At 74.2% G+C, this 22,528-nt stretch carries 16 protein-coding genes; 5 read left to right on the top strand and 11 right to left on the bottom strand.

Going from position 1 to position 22,528, the window contains the following annotated elements; translation table 11 throughout:
* Positions 1-101: 101 nt before the first annotated feature.
* The 8 genes from ACFC1F_RS21300 to ACFC1F_RS21335 form a co-directional block, all read right to left on the bottom strand.
* On the bottom strand, positions 102-1,130 hold the full coding sequence (locus ACFC1F_RS21300; RefSeq protein WP_376160300.1) for a LacI family DNA-binding transcriptional regulator: 1,029 nt from the start codon (positions 1,128-1,130) through the stop codon (positions 102-104).
* A 43-nt stretch (positions 1,131-1,173) separates the two neighbouring features.
* The gene (locus ACFC1F_RS21305; RefSeq protein ID WP_376160302.1) at positions 1,174-2,889 is read right to left on the bottom strand and encodes a glycoside hydrolase family 36 protein; all 1,716 of its coding nucleotides are present in this window, start codon (positions 2,887-2,889) and stop codon (positions 1,174-1,176) included.
* 2 nt (positions 2,890-2,891) lie between these two features.
* On the bottom strand, positions 2,892-3,728 hold the full coding sequence (locus tag ACFC1F_RS21310; RefSeq protein ID WP_376160304.1) for a carbohydrate ABC transporter permease: 837 nt from the start codon (positions 3,726-3,728) through the stop codon (positions 2,892-2,894).
* Positions 3,725-4,666 (bottom strand): carbohydrate ABC transporter permease, encoded by a 942-nt coding sequence (locus ACFC1F_RS21315; protein WP_376160307.1) that lies wholly within the window; start codon positions 4,664-4,666, stop codon positions 3,725-3,727. The genes ACFC1F_RS21310 and ACFC1F_RS21315 overlap by 4 nt, the downstream gene beginning before the upstream one ends.
* On the bottom strand, positions 4,663-6,006 hold the full coding sequence (locus ACFC1F_RS21320) for a sugar ABC transporter substrate-binding protein (protein ID WP_209410770.1): 1,344 nt from the start codon (positions 6,004-6,006) through the stop codon (positions 4,663-4,665). The genes ACFC1F_RS21315 and ACFC1F_RS21320 overlap by 4 nt, the downstream gene beginning before the upstream one ends.
* Before the next feature lie 326 nt (positions 6,007-6,332).
* The gene (locus ACFC1F_RS21325) at positions 6,333-7,472 is read right to left on the bottom strand and encodes an aminotransferase class V-fold PLP-dependent enzyme (protein WP_376160309.1); all 1,140 of its coding nucleotides are present in this window, start codon (positions 7,470-7,472) and stop codon (positions 6,333-6,335) included.
* 234 nt (positions 7,473-7,706) lie between these two features.
* Entirely contained in the window at positions 7,707-10,646 is a 2,940-nt protein-coding gene (locus ACFC1F_RS21330) for an ABC transporter permease (RefSeq protein ID WP_376160311.1), read from the bottom strand.
* Between the two features lie 3 nt (positions 10,647-10,649).
* A complete protein-coding gene (locus ACFC1F_RS21335; protein ID WP_376160313.1) occupies positions 10,650-11,366 on the bottom strand; it encodes an ABC transporter ATP-binding protein in 717 nt (238 codons plus the stop codon).
* A 316-nt stretch (positions 11,367-11,682) separates the two neighbouring features.
* Here ACFC1F_RS21335 and ACFC1F_RS21340 point away from each other — a divergent pair, with 316 nt between their 5' ends.
* Positions 11,683-11,931, top strand: coding sequence for an Hsp20 family protein (locus tag ACFC1F_RS21340; RefSeq protein ID WP_376160315.1), 249 nt, complete (start codon positions 11,683-11,685; stop codon positions 11,929-11,931).
* A 45-nt stretch (positions 11,932-11,976) separates the two neighbouring features.
* Here ACFC1F_RS21340 and ACFC1F_RS21345 read toward each other — a convergent pair whose 3' ends face one another.
* The 3 genes from ACFC1F_RS21345 to ACFC1F_RS21355 all read right to left on the bottom strand — a co-directional run bounded on the left by ACFC1F_RS21345 (position 11,977) and on the right by ACFC1F_RS21355 (position 15,533).
* Positions 11,977-12,651, bottom strand: a complete 675-nt coding sequence (locus tag ACFC1F_RS21345) for a pyridoxamine 5'-phosphate oxidase family protein (protein WP_376160317.1) — start codon at positions 12,649-12,651, stop codon at positions 11,977-11,979.
* A gap of 239 nt (positions 12,652-12,890) precedes the next feature.
* Positions 12,891-13,712, bottom strand: a complete 822-nt coding sequence (locus tag ACFC1F_RS21350) for a universal stress protein (RefSeq protein ID WP_376160319.1) — start codon at positions 13,710-13,712, stop codon at positions 12,891-12,893.
* Positions 13,713-14,660: 948 nt separating this feature from the next.
* Positions 14,661-15,533, bottom strand: coding sequence for a universal stress protein (locus tag ACFC1F_RS21355; protein WP_376160321.1), 873 nt, complete (start codon positions 15,531-15,533; stop codon positions 14,661-14,663).
* A 348-nt stretch (positions 15,534-15,881) separates the two neighbouring features.
* On the opposite strand from ACFC1F_RS21355, the gene ACFC1F_RS21360 reads away from it, so the two are divergent.
* The 4 genes from ACFC1F_RS21360 (at position 15,882) to ACFC1F_RS21375 (ending at position 22,495) form a co-directional block, all read left to right on the top strand.
* Positions 15,882-18,266 carry a phosphoketolase gene (locus tag ACFC1F_RS21360; RefSeq protein ID WP_376160323.1) on the top strand — a complete coding sequence of 795 codons (2,385 nt, stop codon included), beginning with the start codon at positions 15,882-15,884 and terminating at the stop codon, positions 18,264-18,266.
* A gap of 311 nt (positions 18,267-18,577) precedes the next feature.
* On the top strand, positions 18,578-18,736 hold the full coding sequence (locus tag ACFC1F_RS21365; RefSeq protein WP_376160379.1) for a DUF1918 domain-containing protein: 159 nt from the start codon (positions 18,578-18,580) through the stop codon (positions 18,734-18,736).
* Between the two features lie 88 nt (positions 18,737-18,824).
* Positions 18,825-19,178, top strand: a complete 354-nt coding sequence (locus ACFC1F_RS21370; RefSeq protein ID WP_376160325.1) for a putative PEP-binding protein — start codon at positions 18,825-18,827, stop codon at positions 19,176-19,178.
* 398 nt (positions 19,179-19,576) lie between these two features.
* Positions 19,577-22,495, top strand: a complete 2,919-nt coding sequence (locus ACFC1F_RS21375; protein ID WP_376160327.1) for a cation-translocating P-type ATPase — start codon at positions 19,577-19,579, stop codon at positions 22,493-22,495.
* Positions 22,496-22,528: the final 33 nt, after the last annotated feature.

Consider the following 22,528-nt stretch of genomic DNA (forward strand, 5'->3'; position numbering starts at 1 on the left):
ATACTCAACATGGAAGCCCACCGGAAGGGCCCGCGTGGTCGACACGCGGGCCCGGGGTGCGAACGGTGGCCGACGGCCTGCCGGCGGAAGCCTGCGCCGGGCTACTGCGAGCTCGCCCGGACGACCAGCTCGGCGGCCAGCACCTGCCCGGCGGCGGGCACGGACTCCCCCCGGACCTGGGCCAGCAGCAGCCGCACCAGGATGGCCGCTATGGCGCGCAGCGGCAGCCGCACCGACGTCAGCGCGGGGTGCAGGTGCCGGCAGAGCGGGGTGTCGTGGAAGCCGGTCACCGCGACGTCGCGCCCGACGGCCAGCCCCTCGGCACGGACCGCCTCGTAGACGTCCAGGGCCGGCAGGTCGCTCTCGGCCGCCACCGCCGTCGGCCGCTGCGGGCCGCGCAGCAGTTCGCGGAGCGCGGCCACCCGCGGCGCACCGGGTGCGCCCGGCGGCGCCTGCACCACCTCCAGGCCCAGCCGGCGGGCCTCGGCGTGGAAGCCCTCGCGCCGCGCCGCCATCCAGGGCGGCTCCGAGTCGGACGCGACGAAGCCGACCCTGCGGTGGCCGCGCGCCGCCAGGTGCCGGACCACGTCGGCCATCGCCGCGCCGTTGTCGATGTCCACCCAGTGCTGCGGCAGGCCGGGCGCGGTGCGGCCGAAGGCGGCGAACGGGACGCCGGCCCGCGCCGCCCGTGCGACCCGGGCGTCCTCGTGCAGCACGTCCGCGAAGACCAGCCCGTCCACCTGACGGGCCGCCACCAGTTCGTCGATGGCCGCCCGGGCCGCCTCGTCACCCGCCGTCGGGCGGACCAGCAGGACGCGGTGCCCCTCGGCGCCCGCCGCGTCCACCAGGGCCTCCAGGAAGCCCGCCATCAGCGGGTTCGGGTCGAAGGGGTCGTCCACCGGGGCGAGGTAGCCGATGGTCCGCCGCTCGCCGGTGCGCAGCGAGCGGGCCGACTGGTCGGGCCGGTAGCCGAGCTCCTCGATGGCCGCGGTGACCCGGGCCAGGGTGTCCGGGTGGACGCGGTGCGGGGCGTTGAGGGTGTTGGAGACGGTCTGCCGGGACACGCCCGCCGCGCGCGCGACCTCCGCGATGGTGGTGGCCCGGCGCGGCGGGCGTGCTCCCTGGGTCATCGGTGCTCCGGTCGGTGGGTCGGGACGGTGGACGGGGCGGCCGCTATCCCCGCGTCCGGCGCAGGGTCAGCAGCCCCCCGCGGGGGACGGTGACGACGTCGTCGCCGGCCAGGTCGGCGGTGTCGCTACGGACGATACGCCCGCGGGCGTCCTGGACGGTGACTTCGGCCCTGCCCCGCAGGCCCGGCAGGCGCACCTCGGGGTCGTCGTCGGCGTTGGCGACGAGCAGGGTGTGCCACGGCCCGTCGCCGGCCCGCACGGGCAGCGGGGCGTAGCGGGCGACCGCCACCGTCCCGTCGCCGGTCGCGGTGACCATCGGGTAGCCGAGGTCGGGCCTGGCCGGGCGGAGTTCGCCGAGCTGCAGGGTGGCCAGGTGCTCGCGGACGACGCCGAGCCAGAACGCGAGGGCCTCGCGCTGCTCCTGGCTCTGGGCCGCCAGGTCGACGGAGATCTGCGGGACGGCGAAGAGGACGTTGATCAGGTGGCAGGCGATCTGCTCGGGCGGCTCGGCCGGGTGCCACATGAGCATGTCGGAGTGGACCGCGACCGGCCCGGCGACGAGTCGCAGGTCGAGGGTGCGCTGCCGGTTCTCCTGCGGGCTGAGCGGGCAGTCGGTGGCGCGGATCATGGTGGTCCACGGCCAGAGGCCGGGGCTGGTGTAGGGCTGGCGGTGCTCGGTCATCGCCTCCGGCTGTGCGGCGGTGATCCGGCGGTGGACGGCGGCGAGCAGCAGTTCGACGCCCTCGTCCACGGTGGCGCAGTCCGCCTCGGGCCCGGGGGCCGGCGGGTCCGGGACGGCGAACCAGTCGATGAAGTCGATCTTCAGTCCGTCCATCCCCCACTCCTCGACGGCCCTGGCGAGGCGGTCGGTGAGGTGCTCGCGGACGGCCGGGTAGCGGGGGTCGGCGACGACGGCGCCCATGTGTGCGGCGTCGGCGAGCGCGTAACGCCCGAGCCGGTCCCAGGCGGCGCTCTCCTTGCCGATGAACGGCAGGGCGTACCAGAGCAGGTAGCGGACCCCGAGGTCGTGGACGCGGCCGACGTGGGCGGCGGTGTCGGGCAGCGAGAGCGGTTCCCAGTCGCCGCAGTGGGCGTAGCCGCGGGCGCGGTCCCGGGTCATCCAGCCGTCGTCGACGATGATCGTGTCGAGGCCGAGGGCCTTGCCGAGGGCGGCCTGGGTCTCCACGGCCTGCGGGGTGACGTTCTGCTGGAGCGTGTACCAGGTGGAGTAGGCGGGACGACGGGCGGCCTCGGGGACGTGGGCCGTCCGCCCCTCCCCCCACCAGCCGGCGAGGTCGGCCAGACAGCCGGCGAAGTGGCGGCGGGAGGTGTCGATCCGGACGGTGAGGCGTCCGGTGGCCTGGGCCCAGAACCGGAACTCGCCGTTCTCCTCGACGACTCCGGCGCCGGCCAGGACGTCCGTGCGGTCGGCGGCGAAGGCGCAGAGGGCGACGTCACCGGTGCCGACCAGGGCGGCGACCGGCGCGCCCTTGGCCAGGGAGATCCCCCGCGGGGCGCTCCAGGCGGCGGGCAGCCAGCCGGTGCCGCGGGGCTCGGGGGTCCAGAAGGCGGTGGCGTCGGCGCACGGGACGCGCCACTCGACCCGGGTCTCGCCGTCGCTCTCGGCGGTCACCTCGAGGACGCCCTCGGCGACCGGCCGGACCGTGGCGGTGCCGCCGGCCCGCAGGTCCAGTCCGTCGGCGGACAGCGGCCGGAGGGCGCCGGCGGCGGGGGCGTGCGGTTCCCAGACTTCGTCCATGGTCAGCCTTTCGTCGCGCCGGCCAGCAGGCCGGAGATGAACTGCCGCTGGAGGACCAGGAAGAGGACCATCATCGGCAGGGTGGAAACGGCGGTTCCGGCGAGGATGGCACCGTAGTCGGTGGTCGCCTCGCTGGCGTGGAGGGTGGCGAGCGCCACCGGCAGGGTGTGCATCTCGGGGCTGCGCAGGGCGATCAGCGGCCAGACGAACTGGTTCCAGGAGCCGAGGAAGAGGAAGATCGCCAGTGCGGCCAGGGCGGGGCGCATGACGGGGACGACCACGCTCCACAGCACCCGCAGCTCGCCGGCACCGTCGACCCGGGCGGCGTCCAGGAGTTCGTCCGGCATGCTGCTGAGGGACTGGCGCATCAGGAAGATCGCGAACGGCACGCAGAGGCCGGGCAGCACCACGGCCTGGTAGCTGTCGAGCAGGCCGATCGACATCATCATCTTGAACAGCGGTACCAGCATCACCTGTTCGGGCACCACCAAGGTGGAGAGCAGCAGGGCGAACAGGACGGTGCGGCCGCGGAACCGGAACTTGGCGAAGGCGTAGCCGGCGAGCAGGGCCACGATCAGCGCGCCGACGGTCTGCAGGCCGGCGATGGCCAGCGAGTTGAGGACGACCCGCCCGAGGCCGATCCTGTCCTGGAGATGGGAGAGGTTGTCGCCCAGATGGCTTCCGGGCAGCAGGTTCGGGGGCCAGTCGAAGATCTCGGAGTCGCCGTGGGTCGCGGCCACCACCAGCCAGTAGAAGGGGCCGACGGAGAGGCCGGCGACGCCCGCCAGGACGAGGGTCAGGGGCAGGCCGCGCAGCCGTGCGGACCTCGCGGTGCTCATGGGCGTTCTCCCATCAGGCGCATCTGGGCCGCGCCGAGCACCGACACCAGCAGGGTGAGCGCGTAGGCGATGGCGGAGGCGTAGCCGAAGTCGAAGTAGCGGAAGCCGTTGTCGTACAGGTACATCGAGACCGTGAGGGTGGCGTTGTCCGGGCCGCCGCGGGTCAGCACGTACGGCTCGTCGAACAGCTGCAGGGTGCCGATGGTGGAGAGCACCACGGTGAACAGCAGGACCGGGCGCAGGGCGGGCAGGGTGACGGAGGCGAAGCGGCGCAGCGGGCCCGCGCCGTCCACCATGGCCGCCTCGTACAGCTCCCTGGGGATGCCCTGGAGGCCGGCCAGGTAGATCACGGCGTTGTAGCCGGTGTAGTGCCAGGTCAGGACGAGGACGACGGCCATCCGGGACCAGAACGGGCTGCCGAGCCAGTCCACGCCGGGCAGGCCGATCTGTTCGAGGATGTGGTTGACGGCGCCCTGGCGGGTGTTGAGGAGGAAGGCGAAGACCACGCCGGTGGCGACCAGGCCGGTGACGGCCGGCATGAAGACGCCGAGGCGCCACGCCGTGCGCCACCGGACGAACGCCGAGTTCATGCCGACGGCCAGGCCCAGCGCGAGCACGAGCATCAGCGGGACCTGCACGACCAGGATCTGAGCGGTGTTGCGCAGGGCCGTCCAGAACAGCGGGTCGTGGAGCAGGCGCCGGTAGTTGGCGGTGCCCGCGTTGCGGGTGGCCGCGCCGGCGCCGGTGGTCAGCGACAGCAGCAGCGAGGAGACGATCGGGTAGGCCTTGAACACGGCGAAGGTGATCAGGGCGGGCGCGAGGAGCAGGTACGGCACCGCCCTGCGGCGCCAGCGGGACCGGGGGCGCGGCTCGGACCGGCGGCGGGCGCGCGGCGCCGCCGGTCCGGCCGGGGCGGCGGTTCGGGTGGCCGTGGTCACCGGACCGTGCGCCCGGTCTGCTGGGCGAGCTGCTTGGCGGCGTCCTGGAGGGCGGCGGCCGGGTCGGCGCCCTTGAGGAAGACCTTCGTCTGGGCGTCGCTGGCGAGCTTGAGGGCGCGGGCGAAGTCGGCGGAGTAGTTGGTGGCATCGGCGCCCTCGCCGAGCAGGTCGGCGAAGGTCCGCAGGACGGGCTGTCCGCCGTAGTAGGGGGCGGGCGCGGAGTACATCGGGTCCGCGTAGGCGGCGGTCAGCGCGGGGAAGACGCCGCCGGAGGTGAACATGGCGTTGACCGAGGCGGGCCGGGTGAGCGCGTACTCGACGAACTTCCAGGCGGCGACGCGGCGCGGGCTGGAGCCGGCGACGGCCAGGTAGGTGGAGTTGACGATCGCGGTGCGCTTCCCGCCGGGGGTGACCGCCGGCGGCCGGGTGAGGCGCCAGTTTCCGCTCTGGTCGGGGAACTTGGCCTCCAGGTAGTGCGCGGCCCAGGCGGGCAGGGGGCCGAGGGCGAGCTTGCCGGCCTTCATCAGGTTGCGCCAGCCGTGGTCGCCGGCGGCGTCGGCGACCAGTCCGGCCTCGTCGAGGCGCTTGATGATCGTGAGGGCCCGGACCGCCTCCGGGGAGCTCACGGTGATGTCGCCCTTGAGGTCGAAGTAGAAGGCGCCCTGGAGCTGCATCAGCGACTGGAGGAAGTCGAGGTCGGGCCCGGGGGTGGCGGGCCGGTTGAGACCGACCAGGGCCATGCCGGGGTTGGCGGCCTTGAACCGGTCGCCGATGGCGAGCACGTCGTCCCAGGTCTGGAAGGTCGTCGGATCGATGCCCGCCTTGTCGAACATGTCCTTGCGGTAGAAGAAGCCGAGCGGGTTCACCTCCCAGGGCAGCGCGTGGACGCGGCCGTCCTTGCCGGTGACGACGGGCCAGAGCCCCTGGGCGAACTTGTCCTTGTGGGCGTCCGCGCCCAGCCCGGAGAGGTCGGCCAGGCCGCCGGGGAACTTCTCCATGTAGCCGGGCAGGTAGTCGCAGCCGATGTGCAGGACGTCGCCCAGGCCCTGGCCGCCGGCTGCCATGCCGACGGTGATCTTGTCCCAGATCGCGGGCTCGCCGAGGTCCTGGACGTCGACCTTGATCCCGGGGTTGTCCTTCTCGAAGGCCGGGACGACGCCTCGCAGGGCCTCGGCCGCCGTGGCCCAGGACCAGACGGTGATCGTGCCGGTGGCGGCGTCCCCGCCCGGGGCGGCGTCGCCGCCGGAGCCGGAGCAGGCGGACAGCGCGCCGCCGGCCGCCAGGGCCAGCAGGCCGCCGCCGGTGGTGCGGAGCAGATCACGACGGGAAAGGTGTGACATTGCATTCCTCTCTGAGGGGTGGCCCGGTCAAGGGGGTGGGCCCTGGCTTGCGGGGGGCTTGCGGTGGTCGTGCGGTGGGTTGCGCAGTGGTCTGGTCGTGCGGTGGTCGTGCGGTGGGTTGCGCGGTGGTCTGGTCGTGCGGTGGTCGTGCGGTGGGTTGCGCGGTGGTCTGGTCGTGCGGTGGCCGCGAAGGGCTTGCGGGCTGGTGCGGTTGTTGCGAGGGGGCGGAGGCTCGGGGCCTCCCCGGCCGGCCCCGGTCGGACGGCGGTCGGGAGGCGGCAGGCGTGCCGGCCGGAAGGCGTTGGGCGTGCCGGTCGGCGCGCCGGTCAGCCGGTGGCGGCGAGTTTGAGGGCCCCGGCCAGCCGGGCGGCGACGTGCGGGTCGGTGCTGGCGTGCGGCGACAGCCGGATCCAGTCGCCGCGCCGGGTGGTGGACAGGCCCTCCCGGGTCAGCGCGTCGTGGACGGCCTGCGGGTCGGCGCCGGGCAGCCGCAGCCGGGCGATCCCGCTGCCGCCACCCTCCCCGCCGCCTGCGCCCGGGCCGCCGGAGGTCTCGGCGCCGACCGCCCTGGCGGCGTCGAGCAGGACGCCGAGCACCTCGCCGATCCGGGCGTCGATCCGCGCCACGCCGACGTCCCGGACCAGGGCGAGGCCCGCGCCCAGCGCGGCGACGGCCGGGCCGTCCGGGTTGGTGAGCGTGTGCGCGACGGCCCCCGGCCTGGCGGGGCGCGGGTGGTCGGGCGCGTCGATCGGGTCGAGCACGCCCGACCAGCCGCCGAGCCCGGGGCCGAGCAGCCCGGCCACCCGGTCGCGGACCAGCAGCAGCGCGGCGCCCCAGCCGGACCGGAGCCACTTCTGGCCGCCGGAGGCGAGCACGTCCGCGGCGTCGGCGGCGAACTCCACGGCGCCCAGCGCCTGGACCGCGTCCACCACCAGGACCCGCCCCGGACCGATCACCTCCTTGATCGCGGCCAGCGGCGCCCGGAACCCGGTGGCACTGTCCACCGCGCAGACCGAGACCGCACGGACCCGCTCGTCCAGGTGGGCCCGCACCACGTCCGCCGTGACCGGGCCGTCCAGCAGCCGCACCGCCAGACCACCGTTGCCGGCGGCCCGCAGCCAGGGGTAGACCGCACCGGGGAAGTCCGACCGGGAGACCAGGACGGTGCTCCCGGCCGGCGCGGCGGCGAAGGCGTGGGCCGCGGCGAACATGCCGTGCGAGGTCGAGCCGACGAACGCGATCTCGTGCGGCGCGCACCCGAGGAGCTCCGCCGCCGTCCGGGCCGCCTCCTCCCCCGCCACGTCCAGGGCTTCCAGCGCGTCCCACCCCCGGTCGCGGATCTGCGTGGCCGACCGGACCAGCACCTCGTGCACCGAGGCCGAAACCGGGCCGAACCGTGCGAAGTCCAGATACCCGGCCGGCTCGCCGAACTGCCGCAGGTACTCCGGGACAGAGCGCACCGGCATGAGATCCCTCCGAGTTCGAACCGAGTTTGAACGTTCAAATCCACAAAACCGAGCAGAACCAAACAGGCCTGCGGGGTGGGAGACAGCAAACGCTTGACGACCTGTTCCCGTCAAGACCCCTGCGCGACCTCCTGCCGCCCCGAGACCCTTCCGTTACCCGGCGCGGGGGCCCGGCGGCGCGGCGCCACCGGAACGTGAACCTCCGCCGACCAGGGCCGAGGGCCCGGGGCGCGGTCAGTCGGAGAGGCGCACAGCGAGGGCCGGCCTGATCCGGGCCGCGTGCCGGGCGGGACCGAGTGCGGCCAGCAGCGACGCGGCCAGGGTGACGCCGGCCAGGGCGAGGACGGGCCCCCACTCGATCGGGAACCCGCCTTCGAGCCCGGTGAAGGCGGAACTCTTCTGGTACATCAGCCAGGTGGTGAGCACCCCCAGGAAGCTGCCCAGCAGAACCCCCTCCAGCGCGATGAAGCCGCTCTCCCAGAGGAAGGACCGCTCGACCGTCCGGGCCTGGCAGCCCAGGGCGCGCAGCACGCCGATGGTGCGGCGGCGCTCCCGGACGGCCCGGACCATGACGACGCCGAGACCGGTGATGCCGATCAGCAGGCCGAGGGCGAGGAAGCCCTGCATCAGCTTGAAGAAGGCGGTGTCGGCGGCGAACAGGCGGTGCACGTCGGAGGCGATCGGACTGGCCACCAGGCTGGCCGGGAGGTACTCGCCCTGGAGACGGCCGGCGAGGGCCTCCGGGGAGACCCCGGGGGCCGTGCGGACCAGCGCGCCGGCGGTCCGCGCGTCGGCGCCGAACTGCTGCGCGACGCTCCGCTCGCCGGCGATCACCGGGTAGACGGTGGCACTGTTGCCGTTGGCGGGGTAGAAGGCGAGCCCGCTCTTCAGCACGCCGGCGATCGTCTTCTGCTCGGAGCGCCCGGTGCCCGGATCGGTGAGCGTGAGGGTGTCGCCGGGGGCGAAGTACTTGCCCGCGGGACCGCCGGTGGAGCCGAAGAAGTTGTCCACGACGACGTACTGGGGGTGCGTGGCCAGCGCCTGCCAGACGGCCGGGTCGTCGGGGAGGCCCGGCAGCCGGTCCCGGAAGGCGATGCCCGTGACCGCCCCGTCGGGTACGCCGACGACCGCCGTGTCCAGCGGCCGCGTGGTCCGGTGCCCGGGGTCGGTCGACTGGCCCCGCGCGTCGAGCAGCGGGGTGACGGCGGCCGTCTGGGCGGCGAGCGGACCGGTGCGCAGGGCGGCGAGCGGATCGCCCCCGACCGCCTGCGGGTTGTAGTCGAGCTTCAGGGTGTAGCCGGCGGTCGCGTCCCTGGTGGCCTGGCCGACGCTGGCGTTCACGAGTCCGGAGATCTCGGTGAGCAGCACCAGGACGAGCGCGATGAGGGTGTACATCACCAGGGTCGAGCCGGTGCGGAAGCGTTTGGCCAGCGGGTACGCGGCGGCCAGCCGCAGCGCGAGGCCCTGTTGGGTGGGCCTCGCCATCACCCGGCGCAGCGGGCGCAGCAGGGCCTGCTGGTTCTCGCTGACCAGGATCACCGCGGAGAAGGCGGCGAGGCTGCCGAGGATCACGTACACGGCCATGGAGGGGGTGTCGAAGACCCGCGGGCGCAGCACGCTGGCGGTCAGCGACCAGACCAGGACGAGTCCTGCGGCGACGCTGGTGACGGCGCGGCGCGGCAGCACCCGCAGGGCCGCGGGGACGGCGCAGAGCACGGCCAGGGCGGGCAGGAGGTAGGTCTGTTCCGCCTGGCTGCGGGCGACTGCGGGAACGGCCGCCAGTGCGCACAGCACGGCCAGCGCGGTCGCGACCACCAGGAGCCGGCGCCGGGGCCCGCGGCCGGGACCGGCGGGCTGTTCCCGGATCGCGGCGATGATGTTGAACCGGCTGATCCGGGCGCTGGTGGCGGCGATCGCGGCCAGCGCGATCACCAGACCGGTCGCGGCCCCGTTGAGCAGGCTCGTCGGGGTCATGGCGAAGACGATGGAGAGGCCACCGCCGTCCACCGACCAGCCGCGGAAGATCTGGGCGGCGATCAGGGCGACTCCCCAGCCCACGCCGACGCCGATCGCCACCCCGGGCACCGTGGCGGCCAGTGCGTAGACCGCACCCTCCAGGGTGAAGGAGCCGACCAGGCGGGAGCGCTTGAGGCCGACCGCCCGGAGCATGCCCAGCTGGGGCTTGCGCTCCTCGGCGAGCATCACGAACACGTTGACCAGCAGCAGTGCACCGGCGATGATGCTGAAACTGCCGATCATCAGGAAGAGGGCGCCGAGCACGTCACCGGTCCGCTGAGCCTCCACGAGCACCGTGTGCTTGGGGGTCTCGACGGCGGCGCGGCCCGTGTCGGGGCCGAGGGCGGTGCGGACCTTCGCCGTGACGGTGTCGGTGAGCCGGTCGCCCGTCTCGACGCCGCCGCGGTTGGAGACCATGGTCACCGACAGCGGCTGCGTGCCCGCCGCGCGGCTCGCGGCGTCCAGCGCGCCCGGCGGCAGGAACACGTCGCGGTTCTGGCGACCGCCGAGGCCGGCGCCGGCCAGGCCCTGCTGCGCAACCACCCGCTCGACCCGGTAGTCCACCGCCTGCCCGTAGAGGTACAGGGTGATCATCTGCCCGCTGCCCACGTGGAGCGAGTGGGCGAGGGGCGCGTTGAGCACCACCTGGCCCGGCAGGGGCGTGGGCCCGTGCAGGCCGGAGTCCCCGCCCGCCGCGCCGAAGCGGCCGGCCGCGTCGAGGTCGGTCTGCCAGGCGAGGACGCGGGGTTCGGCGACCGTTCCGCCGGCGCCACGGGGGTTCGCGGCGGCGGCCTGGGCGACCTGGGCGGTGAGGACGCCGTCGACGTCGGGATCGGCCGTGAGCGGTTGCAGCCGGTCCGTCACGTCCCGTCCGACGGCGGGGTCGGTGGCGACGATCCGTTCGTCGAGCGGGCCGAGCGTCCGGTAGGCCTGCTGGCGGACCGAGAAGTTCAGGGTGTCGCCGACGACGAGCGCGCCGACGATGATGGCGGTGCCGAGCACGGAGCCGGTGACGACCAGGGCCGCCTCGGTGCGGCGCCGGGCGACCTGGCGCAGTGCCAGTCGCCGGACCACCGGCTGCCGCACGGCGAGCAGGAGGAGGGCGAGCAGGGCGGCGGCGGCCGAACCGAGCACCAGTGGAAGCAGATTCGGGTACATCGCTCAGTCCACGTGTTCCAGTTCGGCCCGGAGGCTGTCGGAGACCAGGCGGCCGTCGCGCATCCGCACCAGGCGCGGCAGCCGGCGGCCGATCGCCTCGTCGTGGGTGACCAGCACGATGGTCTGGCCCTCGTCGCGGTTGAGCCCGGTCAGCAGGTCCATCACCTGGCCGGCCATGGCGCTGTCCAGGTTTCCGGTGGGCTCGTCCGCCCAGACGACGGCCGGCCGGGCGACCAGGGCCCGCGCGATGGTGACCCGCTGCTGCTCGCCTCCGGACAGCTCGCTCGGACGGTGCGTCACCCGGTCGCCGAGGCCGACCCGTTCCAGCATGCCGACCGCCCGGGCGCGCGCCTCGTGCGGCGGGGTTCCGGTGAGCAGCAGCGGGAGTTCGACGTTCTCGGCGGCCGTGAAGACCGGGATGAGGTTGAACGCCTGGAAGACGAATCCCATCGCCCGGGCCCGGTGTTCGGTGCGCTCGGCGTCCGACATCGCGAACAGGTCCCGGCCGTCCACCTGGACCCGGCCGGCGTCGATGTCGTCCAGGCCGGAGAGGCAGTTGAGCAGGGTCGTCTTCCCCGACCCCGACGGACCCATCACCCCGACCAGCTCCCCGTGGTCCACCGTCAGGTCGAGGTCGCGCAGGGCGGTCACCTCGACCGTCCCGGTCCGGTAGACCTTGCGGACGTCGGAGGCCGCCAGCAGCGGCCGGCGGGGGTTCATGTCGGCTCCTCCCTGCGTCAGTGGGGCAGCGGACGGCCGGACGGTGCGTGCGCGGCGCCGCCGGATCGGGCGGGCCGGCCGGGCCGGGTGGCGACCTTGACGCGGAGCATCTCCGCCACCTCCTCGGGGATCGGGCTCGTTTCCCACTCTCGTCCCCCCACCGCCGGACACACAGGGCCTGACGGTCCCCCGCCGCGGCCGACCGGGGGCGTCTCCCGGGTGCCGACCGGCCCCGTGCGCCGGGCCGGTCGGCCCTCCGCGCGGCCCTGGACGGTGCCATGGACCTCGATCGGCCGCGGTTCGGCGTCATGGAGCGGTGGTAGAGCAGCCCGCGCGGGGCCTCGGTGGCGCCGTACCCCGTGCCGGCGCATGGCGGGACGGGGCCGGCCGGGGCCGGCGGCGGCCCGTACTGCTCGATGACGCGCAGCGCCTGGTCCGCCTCCCCGCGGGCGTTCGTGAGGAGGACGTCACGGCCGGCTACGACAAGGGCGTTCTGACCGTCCGTGCACCGATCGGCGAAACCAGGAGAACCACCCGCAAGATCGACATCAGTCGAGGCGGTTGATCCCACTCGTCAGGCCCGGGCGGCCCGCCCGGGCCTGCCCAGCCGTCACCCGGTGCCGATCCGGCGGCCGGTGATCTCTTCCGCCCCGACTCGGACCCACAGCGGACGCGAGCCGCCGGCCCACGGTGTGGCGCCGGGCAGCGCCGAGAGCCGCCGTTCCTCGTCGGGGTCGTCGACGTGACGGGCCTCGCCGACGATGAGGACGCTCCAGCCCCGGCTCCGGTGATCGTCGATGCGGTCCACCTGGAAGGAGACCTTCGAGCCGTCGGACGGGGCCGCGGCGCCTCCCCGGGCTGTCCGATAGACGACCGCTCCCCCGTCCACGGCGTAGTTGACCGGGTAGACGGCCGGAGCCGGTTGGACCGGCAGGCCGATCCGGCCGATGCCGTGGGTACCGATCAGCTCCCAGCACTCGGGGGCGCTGAGGTGGGCGAGCAGCGGGTGCGGGCCGGGCGTCGGCTGCCCGGGCGGAGCGTCCTCGCGGCCTTCCAGGAGCTCCGGCCAGGTCGTCCGGAGCGCAGCCGCGATCCGGACGAACGCCGGCGGGTCGAACTCCGGTCCGGCCTCCAGCAGGTGCCGCAGGTAGGCGGGCGCCATGGCCGCCTCGCGGGCCAACGTCTCTTCACTCAGGCCGAGTTGGTCGCGCCGCCGAACAACCCGGCGGGCGACGCCGGCTGGGCCTGCGGGCAGGTCTGCGCCGAGGTCGGGACGGTCGGTCATGGTGCTGCCTCCTCGACGTGACGGTGTCCGCGGGCCACGTCCGGAGACCGCGACCTCGAGGGCGCCGTGTCCCCCGCGTGAGCGATGACGGAGCAGGCCTCCTCGCATCCGGCACCGCGATGTCCGGGCGCACACTGCCGGACGCGGGCGAACTGCGTCCATCACGTGCTCCGGGGACTGGGCATCGCTTCCTCGTCGATTCTGCGGGCGGACGCTCCTCGACGCACGAGGGCACCGGTTCAGCCATGCGGGACGACCGCGACCGGGCACGGCACACGATGGATCACCGCGTCGGCGACCGGCCCGAGACGGTGCCCGGCCCGGCCGACGACGAGCAGGTCCGCGAACCGGGCTGCGTGCTGCAGCGCGTCCGCGGCGTCGGAGCGACGGATGTCCTTGATCATCTCCACCTCCGTCCGCCGGCTGTGCAGAGCCTGGTCCAGCCCCCGCAGCTCATGGACCGCGAACTCCGCCCGCTCCACGTCAGGAAGCTCCGGCCAGCGCCTCGGCGCTGTCCAGGCGTGGACGACACGGAGTGGCGCGTGCCGTGTCCGCGCCGCACGCAGCGCGAAGTCGAGCACCGGATCGGCCAGGTCGTGCACGCCGACACCCACGACCACCTCCCCCGGCGCCGCGCCCACCGCCGCGCCTGCACGTACCAGCACGACCGGGCACGACGCATGGGCTGCCACGGACCGGCCGACCGAGCCCAGCGGCAGACCCGCCGGGCCGTGCGACCCGCCCGACCCGACGGCCAGCAGAGCGGCCCCCTCGGCGGCGGCCGTGATCCCGCGCGGCGCACGCTCGTCCACGAGGACCGTACGGATGTCCAGGTCCGGATGGCTCATGCGCAGTCCTGCGGCGGTTTCGGCCAGCAGGGTGACAGCCCTGCCCCGGACCTCGCTCACCCCGGGCAACCCCGGGGCCGCGTGCAGCGGCCAGGGCCAGGCGTGCACCAGGCGCAGCGGAGCGCCGGAGCGGGCGGCCTCGTCGGCCGCCCAGCGGGCGGCGGCGATGCTCTCCCCCGAACCGTCGACGGCGGCGTACACGGGCACGGTCATCAGGTCCTCCCGGGGCCGGTCGCAGCCAGGCCGGATCGACGCGTCACCGCCTGACACCCCCGACACCGCCTACGGCCCGTGCGAGCCGTTCCGGGACCATGACGCCGCAGACGCTGTTGGATGTGCGGTCCACCGTGCCCTCCTTCTCGACCGGGAGCAGCGCGTCGGCGCCGCACGTCACAACGCCGGTGTGGCGGCTCGCGTCTCCATCACAGCCGGTCCCTCCCGTCTCCGCCAGGGCTGGCCGATGCCTCTCCGGGAGCCGCTGACCGATGGTTGGACGGCCCCCGGGGATGGCCTGGGTCACTGGCGTGGGAACGCGAGGAACTCCCTCCGCCGGCCGCCGCCCGCCCGGGGGGACGCAGGCCCTCCCTTCCCCAGGGCACCTGCAAGGCGGGCTCCCTCCGCGGGCATTGCCCGGATCAGGTAACGGAGGCCACCGTAGGGGTCTCGTCGACCACCCTCCGGCCTCTCAGCCCGACCGTCGAGATCAGCCCCGGACCGCACGGTCACCGTCCGAGGCCTCTCCGGCCGAGCTCCCTCGCTCACCCTGCAGGCCACCACCCACGCTACTCACACACCGCCCGAGCACCAGGGCCGACCGGCCCTCCGTCCTCACACCGACGTGCGGATGCCGGCTGCTGAGAGGCGTGGCCGGAACCGTCCGGGACTTCCGGCCCGTCATCAGGCGGCCCCGTAGGTCAGCGTGCGGGTGCGCATGCCCGAAGGCAGTCGCCGGCCGCGCCGCATGTCGATGGCCCGGGCGCATCCGTTGGCCGGATGTCCAGGTCGCGCACGACACGGTGCACGGCGGCGGCGAGGTCACCCGGTCCGTACCGAGGGAACGGCAGCCGGGGCGCCTCCCCCGGCAACGGCTGAGCCCTCCCGGTCGGTTCGGATCCGAGGATCCGAGGCGACCGGGAGGGCTATCCGCGCACAGCCCTCGGCTCAGTCGTGCGGGACGACGGCGACCGGCGACTGGGCGTGGTGGATCACCGCGTGGGCCACCGGGCCGAGCCGCAGTCCGACGGGGTGCGGCCGCCTGCGACGGCCGACCACGGTGAGCGCCGCACCCGTGGAGGCGTCCACCACGGCACCGGCACCGGTGCCGATCCGGCTGTCCTCGACCACGACGGTGTCCGGGAACTTCTCGCGCCAACCCGTCAGCGCCTCGCCGAGCAGCTCGGCCTCGATGGAGCGGAACTGTTCGGTCTCGGTCTGCGGAGTCACCCACCCGGCGTAGCCCCAGACCGGCGGGGGCTCCCAGCCGTGGACGGCGTGAAGTACGGCACCGCGCGCAGCGGCCTCGCGGAACGCGAAATCGATGACGGCGTCCGAGGGTGCGCGGGTGTCGATGCCGACGACCACCTTCGGGCCTTCGGGTACGTCGGTGCGCTCCGTGTCCGACGCGCGGACCAGGACGACCGGAGCGTCGCAACGCGCGGCGACACCCTGGCCCACCGAGCCGAGCAGCAGCCGGTCGAAGCCGCCCAGTCCTCGCGAGCCGAGGACGAGCAGTTCGGCCGTGGCGGCGGCTCCGGCCAGTACGTCGGCCGGGACGCCGTCGCCGATCAGTTCGGCCCGGATCTCCAGACCGGGGAAGGAGCGGCTGACCTCCTGCCGCGCCTCCACGAGCATGCGGGTCGTGAGGGCACGGACGTCCGCGGGTTGCCCCGGGTCCGCATCGATGTCGTCCTCCCAGGTCCGGGCGTGGACGAGGCGAAGGTGCAGACCACGGCGGACGGCCTCGTCGGCCGCCCAGCGTGCCGCCGTGAGGCTTTGCGGCGAGCCGTCGACGGCGGCCATCACGTAAGGGGTCATCGGTTTCCTCCGAGTGGGGTTGCGGGTCCGGAGTCGGGTGCGAGCTCGTCGCGGCCGGACCGACCCGGCGAGGGAGGCGCTGCCGCCGCCCACCGGGTAGGCCTTCGCTTCGCGCCCACGGCCCGTCATGTCCTGTCCGAACGTCGTCGGGCCTGCGCCGGTCGGCAGGCACGGCCAGCGTGCACCGGGAGCGGGGGTCGGGCGCAGGGTCGCGCGGGCCCCATCGGTGGGGCCACAGGTCCCCACCCGGGCCTCGCCGGAATACCCCGGTGGGCCCTGTGCGCGCCGGCTTCCGGAGCGTGACGATGACTGGAACACGTCCCGACCGCTCCGAGGAGGCCCGCACTCATGGCCAGCATCGACCGTCCGGTGCCGCTCCCCCTGTCCCCCCAGGAGCTTCACGCCCTGGACGCGCACTGGCGGGCCGCCGACTACCTGGCGGCCGGCCAGATCTACCTGCTCGCCAACCCGCTGCTGCGTGAGCCGCTGCGCCCCGAGCACATCAAGCCGCGCCTGCTGGGCCACTGGGGCACCTCGCCGGGCCTCAACCTCGTGCACACCCACCTCAACCGCGTGGTCAAGGCCCGCGACCTGGACGCGATCTGCGTCTGGGGGCCCGGGCACGGCGGCCCTGCGGTCCTGGCCAACTCCTGGCTGGAGGGCAGCTACACCGACACGTACCCCACGGTGACCCGCGACGCGGAAGGGATGGCGCGACTGTTCCGCCAGTTCTCCTTTCCCGGCGGCGTGCCCAGCCACGTCGCTCCCGAGACGCCCGGCTCCATCCACGAGGGGGGCGAGCTCGGCTACGCGCTCTCCCACGCCTACGGTGCGGCACTGGACAACCCCGGCCTGCTGGTCGCGTGTGTGATCGGCGACGGCGAGGCCGAGACCGGTCCGCTGGCCGCCTCCTGGCACGGCAACAAGTTCCTCGACCCGGTACACGACGGCGCCGTCCTGCCGATCCTCCACCTCAACGGCTACAAGATCGCCAACCCGACCGTACTCGCCCGCCTGCCCGAGGCGGAGCTCGACGCCCTGTTGCGCGGTTACGGCCACTCCCCGCTGTACGTCACCGGCAACGACCCGCTGACGGTCCACCAGGCGATGGCGGCAGCCATGGACACCGCACTCGACCGAATCGCCGCGATCCAGGACGGGGCCCGCGCCGACGGCCGCACCCGCCGCCCGCACTGGCCGCTGATCGTGCTGCGCACACCGAAGGGCTGGACCGGGCCGGCCGAGGTGGACGGCGTGCCGGTGGAGGGCACCTGGCGGGCCCACCAGGTCCCGCTCGACCAGGTCCGCGACAACCCCGGGCACCTCGCGGAACTGGAGGCCTGGCTGCGCTCCTACCGCCCCGAGGAACTCTTCGACGAACGCGGCCGGCCGACCGACCAGGTCCTCGCCTGCATCCCCGAGGGCACCCGCCGACTCGGCGCCAACCCGCACGCCAACGGCGGGCTACTGCTGCGTGACCTCCCGGTCCCGGCACCGGAGCGCTACGCCGTCCCCGTCGACAAACCCGGCAGCACCCTGCACGAACCGACCCGGATCCTCGGTGACCTGCTCGCCGATCTGATGGCTGCCACTGCCGAGCGCCGGGACTTCCGCCTGGTCGGCCCCGACGAGACCGCCTCCAACCGCCTCCAGGCCGTCTACACCGCCACCGGAAAGGCGTGGCAGGCGGACACCCTGCCGGTCGACGAACACCTCGCCCGGGACGGCCGGGTGATGGAGATCCTCTCCGAGCACACCTGCCAGGGCTGGCTGGAGGGCTACCTGCTGACCGGCCGGCACGGCCTCTTCTCCTGCTACGAGGCGTTCGTCCACATCGTCGACTCCATGGTCAACCAGCACATCAAATGGCTGCGCACCACTCGTCGGATCCCCTGGCGCGCACCGCTCGCCTCACTCAACTACCTGCTCACCTCACACGTCTGGCGCCAGGACCACAACGGCTTCTCGCACCAGGATCCCGGCTTCGTCGACCACGTCCTCAACAAGAGCCCCGAAGCCGTCCGCGTCTACTTCCCGCCGGACGCCAACACCCTGCTCGCCGTCGCCGACCACGTCCTGCGCAGTCGTGACTACGTCAACGTCGTCGTCGCCGGCAAGCAGCCCTGCTTCGACTGGCTCACCCTGGACGAGGCCCGCGCCCACTGCGCCCGCGGTGCCGGCATCTGGGAGTGGGCCGGCACCGACCACGGCACCCGCGAGCCCGACGTGGTCCTCGCCTGCGCCGGCGACGTACCCACCCAGGAGGTCGTCGCCGCAGCCGACCTCCTGCGCCGCCACCTCCCCGACCTCGCGGTCCGGGTGGTCAACGTGGTCGACCTCGCCCGCCTGATGCCCGCCGAAGAACATCCGCACGGCATGCCCGACCACGAGTTCGACGCCTTGTTCACCACCGACCGGCCGGTGATCTTCGCCTACCACGGCTACCCGTGGCTCATCCACCGCCTCGCCTACCGCCGCGCCGTCCACCCGCACCTGCACGTCCGCGGGTACAAGGAGTCCGGCACCACCACCACGCCCTTCGACATGGTCGTCCGCAACGACCTCGACCGCTACCGGCTGGTCATGGACGTCATCGACCGCGTCCCCGGCCTCGCCGTCCGCGCCGCCGCCGTCCGCCAGCGGATGGCCGACCAGCGCGTGCGCCACCACGACTGGATCCGCGAACACGGGACCGACCTCCCCGAAATCGCCGACTGGCACGTGAACGCCTGACCTGGAGCAGGAGGATCACCTCAAGGAGACCACCACCGTGGAACTGCCCGTCGGATCTGCCCGTCACCGTCGGCCTGGACGCGCGCCGCCCCGCCGGGGCTGCGCTCGCGTTCGCCTTCGATGCCGCCCGGCGTTACGGCCTGCCGCTGAGAGGCACTGCACGCCTTCCCGGCCCGGTCAGCAGGTGGAACCGCCGGAGACCGGGACGAGGAGGCTGCGCTACTCACCCGCGTTCTCGAACCGGCGACCGCCCGCCCCGATGCCGAGGTCCTGCAGGACGCGGAACCCGCGGGGACGGCGAGGTCGTCGGACTGCACCATCCGGACGGCAGTCCGCCGTACGACGTGCGCTGGTCGGAGGACGACCGGGTGACCGAGTACTTCCCGGCCCGGACACCCGAATCCCCACTTCCAGCACGATTCCGAGGGCGCCGCGACCGCGCCACCAAATCGCACCTCTTCGCCGACTGACGGACCGGCGCCGTCAGCCCCGCCGCCCACGCTCCCGCACTCGGACAACGGGCTGGCGCGGGGCGCGAACGGCCTGCGGGTGTACGTCATGGCAGAGATCCCGTCGAACATCCTGCTCGCCGAGCAGTTCGCCGAGCGCTTCGACGGCTTCTCGATCGGCAGCAACGACCTCACCCAGCTCACCCTCGGCGTCGACCGTGACTCCGGCCTGCTCGCCCACCTCTTCGACGAGCGGAACCCGGCCGTCACCCGCAGCATCGAATCCCTGATCGCCACCGCGCACGCGGCCGGCCGCCACGTCGGGCTCTGCGGCCAACGCCCCAGCAACGACCCGGACTTCACCCGCTTCCTGGTGCAGGCGGGGATCGACTCCATCTCCGTCACCCCGGACAGCTTCGCCGCCGTCAAGCGTGCCGTGGCGGACGCCGAGCAGGAGCGTTGACCACCGTCCGTCCGCTGGTCCGCCCGGCCCTGTGCGGCGCCCAGGACACGCGGTTCCGCCGGTCTGCCGCGCTGGCGTCAGCGGCGCACGCTGGACGTAGCGGCCATCGGCGTACCCCAGGTGGGGCAGCCGGAGGGAGGCAAGGCGCCGGAGGGGCCCGATCTGTCGAAGCCCGCGCCCGCGCCAGCAGGCGGAACCCGTACGAACGCGACGCGTGGAAGGCCGGCAAGCGGCGGACCTACCGGCCGTGGATCCCCGAGCCGGGCCGGTGGCTGCAACCAGGGCCGCTCGCCCCGATGCCCGGGCCGGTCGGCCCTCCCACCGGTCCCGGACTCCTGCCTACGGTTCGTACAGGGCTCGTGAGCACCGGGCCGCCCCGCGACCACCGGGGAGGGAGCATGGCACCGACCACGGCACTCCGGCCGGCCGACCTCTCGGACGCCCCTGACCCGCGCGAGCCGATGGCGCTGCTGTTCCGGGATCTGCGCACGTCACCGGCGGGTCTGCCGGAGCGTGAGGCGGTTCGGCGCCAGGCCGTGTACGGTCCCAACACCCTCGCCCGGCGCGGGGGGCGTCGCTGGCCTCGCGAGCTCGCGCAGCAGTTCACGCACCCGCTCGCCCTGTTGCTGGCCGTCGCGGCCGTGCTCGCGGCCGTCAGCGGGGCCCCGGCGCTGGCGGTGGCGATCGTGGCGGTGATCCTGCTCAACGCCGCGCTCGCCTTCGCCCAGGAGCAGCAGGCCGAGCGGGCGGTGGAGGCGCTGGCGGCGTTCCTGCCGGAACGGGCGACGGTGGTGCGCGACGGCGTCCAACGGGACGTGGCCGTCCAGGCGCTGGTCCCGGGGGATGTGCTGGTGGTCGAGGAGGGCGAGCGGATCTCCGCCGACGCCCGGCTGCTCACGGGCGGCGTGGAGGTCGACCTGTCGGCGCTGACCGGCGAGTCGGTGCCGGTGTTCCGCTCGGCCGACCTGGTGGACGTCGAAGGCTCCCTGCTGGACGCCCGTGACCTGCTGTTCTCCGGCACGGCGTGCACGGGTGGCGATGCCCGGGCGGTGGTGACCGCCACCGGCATGCACACCGAGCTCGGCCGGATCGCCGCGCTCAGCCAGCGCACCCGGCGCGAGGAGAGCCCGCTGGAGCACCAGGTCAAGCGGGCCGCCCGGCTGATCGCGGTGGTTGCCGTCGGCGTCGGACTGGCCTTCCTGCCGATCGGCCTCGCGGCGGGCCTCTCGCTCGCCGCCGCGGTGAGCTTCGCCATCGGCCTGCTGGTCGCCAACGTCCCGGAGGGCCTGCTGCCGACCATCACGTTGGCGCTGGCCTCCGGGGTCCGGGACCTGGCCCGGCGCGGGGCCGTGGTCAAACGGCTGTCCGCCGTCGAGACACTGGGTTCCACAACGGTCGTGTGCACCGACAAGACGGGCACGCTGACGGAGAACCGGATGCTGGTGACGACCGTCTGGACCCCGGGTGGCGAGACCGCCGTCGACGCGCCGCCGAACGTGCCGCCGCAGGTCCGGCTGGTCGCCGAGGTGGCGGCCGCCTGCACGACGGCGCATCCGGACGCGGGCCACGGCGACCCGACCGAGCTCGCGCTGCTCGCTCTGGCCGACCGCCTGGGCGTGCCCTGCCCGCCCGAGCGGCGCGACCTCGATCGCCGTGCCGTGTTCCGCTTCGACCCGCGCATCAAGCTCATGACCACCGCCGACACCGGGGACGGCGCGGTCGTCCTGCACACCAAGGGTGCGCCGGAGGAGGTCCTCACCCGCGCCACCCGCCTCCTCGACCACGGAGTGGAGCGGGCCCTGACACCGGACGACCGGACCGAGGTGGTGCACGCCGTCGGCGTCCTGGCCGCCCGGGGACTGCGGGTGCTGGCGGTGGCCCGGCGGCGACTGCCGTCCGGCGAGCCGCCGCCCGCCGGCCGCGAGGAGGCCGAGCGGGATCTGTGTCTGACCGGCCTGGTCGGGATGGCCGACCCGGCCCGGCCCGAGGTCGCCGACGCGATCGCGCTCGCTCATCGGGCCGGCATCACCGTGCACGTCGTCACCGGTGACAACGGCCTCACCGCGGCCGCCATCGCCGAGCAGGTCGGCATCGGCCACCGCGGTTCCCGCATCGTCACCGGCACCGAGCTGGCCGCGATGAGCGAGCCGGAGCTGGACACACTGCTCGCCCGGGGCGAGGAGGTGATCTTCGCCCGTACCTCGCCCGAGGCCAAGCTGAGGATCGCGGACGCGCTGCGCGCCGAGGGTCACACCGTGGCGATGACCGGGGACGGCGTCAACGACGCCCCCGCCCTGCGTCGCGCCGACATCGGCGTCGCCATGGGCCGCTCCGGCACGGACGTCGCCCGCGAGTCGGCGACCATGGTGCTGACCGACGACAACTTCGCCACGATTGTCGCGGCGGTCGAGGCCGGCCGGCGGACGTACGACAACATCCGCAAGTTCATCGTCTACATCTTCACCCACGCCGTCCCCGAGGTCGTCCCCTTCCTGGTGTTCGCTCTCGCGGGCGGTGCCGTCCCGCTGCCGCTCACGGTGATGCAGATCCTCGCCGTCGACCTCGGCACCGACACCCTCCCGGCCCTCGCCCTCGGCCGCGAACGCGCCGAGCCCGGGCTGATGGACCGCCCCCCGCGCCCGCGCGGCGAGCGGGTGATCCAGCCCGCGATGCTGGCCCGGGCCTGGGGCTTCCTCGGACTGATCTCGGCCTGCCTGGTGATGTCCGGGTTCCTGCTCACCCTCACGCTGGGAGGCTGGCACCCCGGTGCCCCGACCGGCCCCGGCACCGCGCTGCACCTGACCTACGAGCAGGCCACCACGGTCACCTGGCTCGGCATCGTCGCCTGCCAGATCGGCACCGCCTTCGCCGCCCGCACCGACCGCGCCTCGCTGCGTTCCATCGGCGTCCTCAGCAATCGCCGGCTGCTCGGCGGCATCGGCTTCTCCCTCGCCTTCGCCGCCGCGATCGTCTACCTGCCACCCCTGCACCACGTGTTCGGGACGGCGGCACTCACCCCGGCCCAGCTGGCCGTCGTGGTGCCGTTCCCGTTCGTCGTCTGGGGTGCGGACGAGCTGCGCCGGGCCCTGGTGCGGCACCGCGCGGCAGGACACGCCGCGCCGGCCGCCGTCGCGCCGGCGTCGGTGCGTCCCGCCCCCGAGGCGTCCGGGCACCATCCGCTCGCCGTCCTGCTGGCCCGCCACGGTTGGAGCGCGCACCGGCTCACGCACGCCCTCGGGATCAGTGAGCGAGCGGCCGATGAGATCGTCGCCCACGCCCGCCGGGTCGCCGCCGAGCACGGCCGCCGCACACCGTGAGCCAGACCGCCACGCACCGTCGCCCGGCCGGAG

Origin of the sequence: Kitasatospora sp. NPDC056181 (genome assembly GCF_042266225.1) — a bacterium.
In the GTDB taxonomy this organism is placed as follows: Bacteria; Actinomycetota; Actinomycetes; order Streptomycetales; family Streptomycetaceae; genus Kitasatospora.

Bases quoted from the DNA above. Each gene is read 5' to 3' on its own strand.
- ACFC1F_RS21300 (WP_376160300.1), bottom strand. From the start codon at position 1,130: ATGACCCAGGGAGCACGCCCGCCGCGCCGGGCCACCACCATCGCGGAG.
- ACFC1F_RS21305 (WP_376160302.1), bottom strand. From the start codon at position 2,889: ATGGACGAAGTCTGGGAACCGCACGCCCCCGCCGCCGGCGCCCTCCGG.
- ACFC1F_RS21310 (WP_376160304.1), bottom strand. From the start codon at position 3,728: ATGAGCACCGCGAGGTCCGCACGGCTGCGCGGCCTGCCCCTGACCCTC.
- ACFC1F_RS21320 (WP_209410770.1), bottom strand. From the start codon at position 6,006: ATGTCACACCTTTCCCGTCGTGATCTGCTCCGCACCACCGGCGGCGGC.
- ACFC1F_RS21325 (WP_376160309.1), bottom strand. From the start codon at position 7,472: ATGCCGGTGCGCTCTGTCCCGGAGTACCTGCGGCAGTTCGGCGAGCCG.
- ACFC1F_RS21330 (WP_376160311.1), bottom strand. From the start codon at position 10,646: ATGTACCCGAATCTGCTTCCACTGGTGCTCGGTTCGGCCGCCGCCGCC.
- ACFC1F_RS21335 (WP_376160313.1), bottom strand. From the start codon at position 11,366: ATGAACCCCCGCCGGCCGCTGCTGGCGGCCTCCGACGTCCGCAAGGTC.
- ACFC1F_RS21345 (WP_376160317.1), bottom strand. From the start codon at position 12,651: ATGACCGACCGTCCCGACCTCGGCGCAGACCTGCCCGCAGGCCCAGCC.
- ACFC1F_RS21350 (WP_376160319.1), bottom strand. From the start codon at position 13,712: ATGACCGTGCCCGTGTACGCCGCCGTCGACGGTTCGGGGGAGAGCATC.
- ACFC1F_RS21355 (WP_376160321.1), bottom strand. From the start codon at position 15,533: ATGACCCCTTACGTGATGGCCGCCGTCGACGGCTCGCCGCAAAGCCTC.
- ACFC1F_RS21360 (WP_376160323.1), top strand. From the start codon at position 15,882: ATGGCCAGCATCGACCGTCCGGTGCCGCTCCCCCTGTCCCCCCAGGAG.
- ACFC1F_RS21370 (WP_376160325.1), top strand. From the start codon at position 18,825: ATGGCAGAGATCCCGTCGAACATCCTGCTCGCCGAGCAGTTCGCCGAG.
- ACFC1F_RS21375 (WP_376160327.1), top strand. From the start codon at position 19,577: ATGGCACCGACCACGGCACTCCGGCCGGCCGACCTCTCGGACGCCCCT.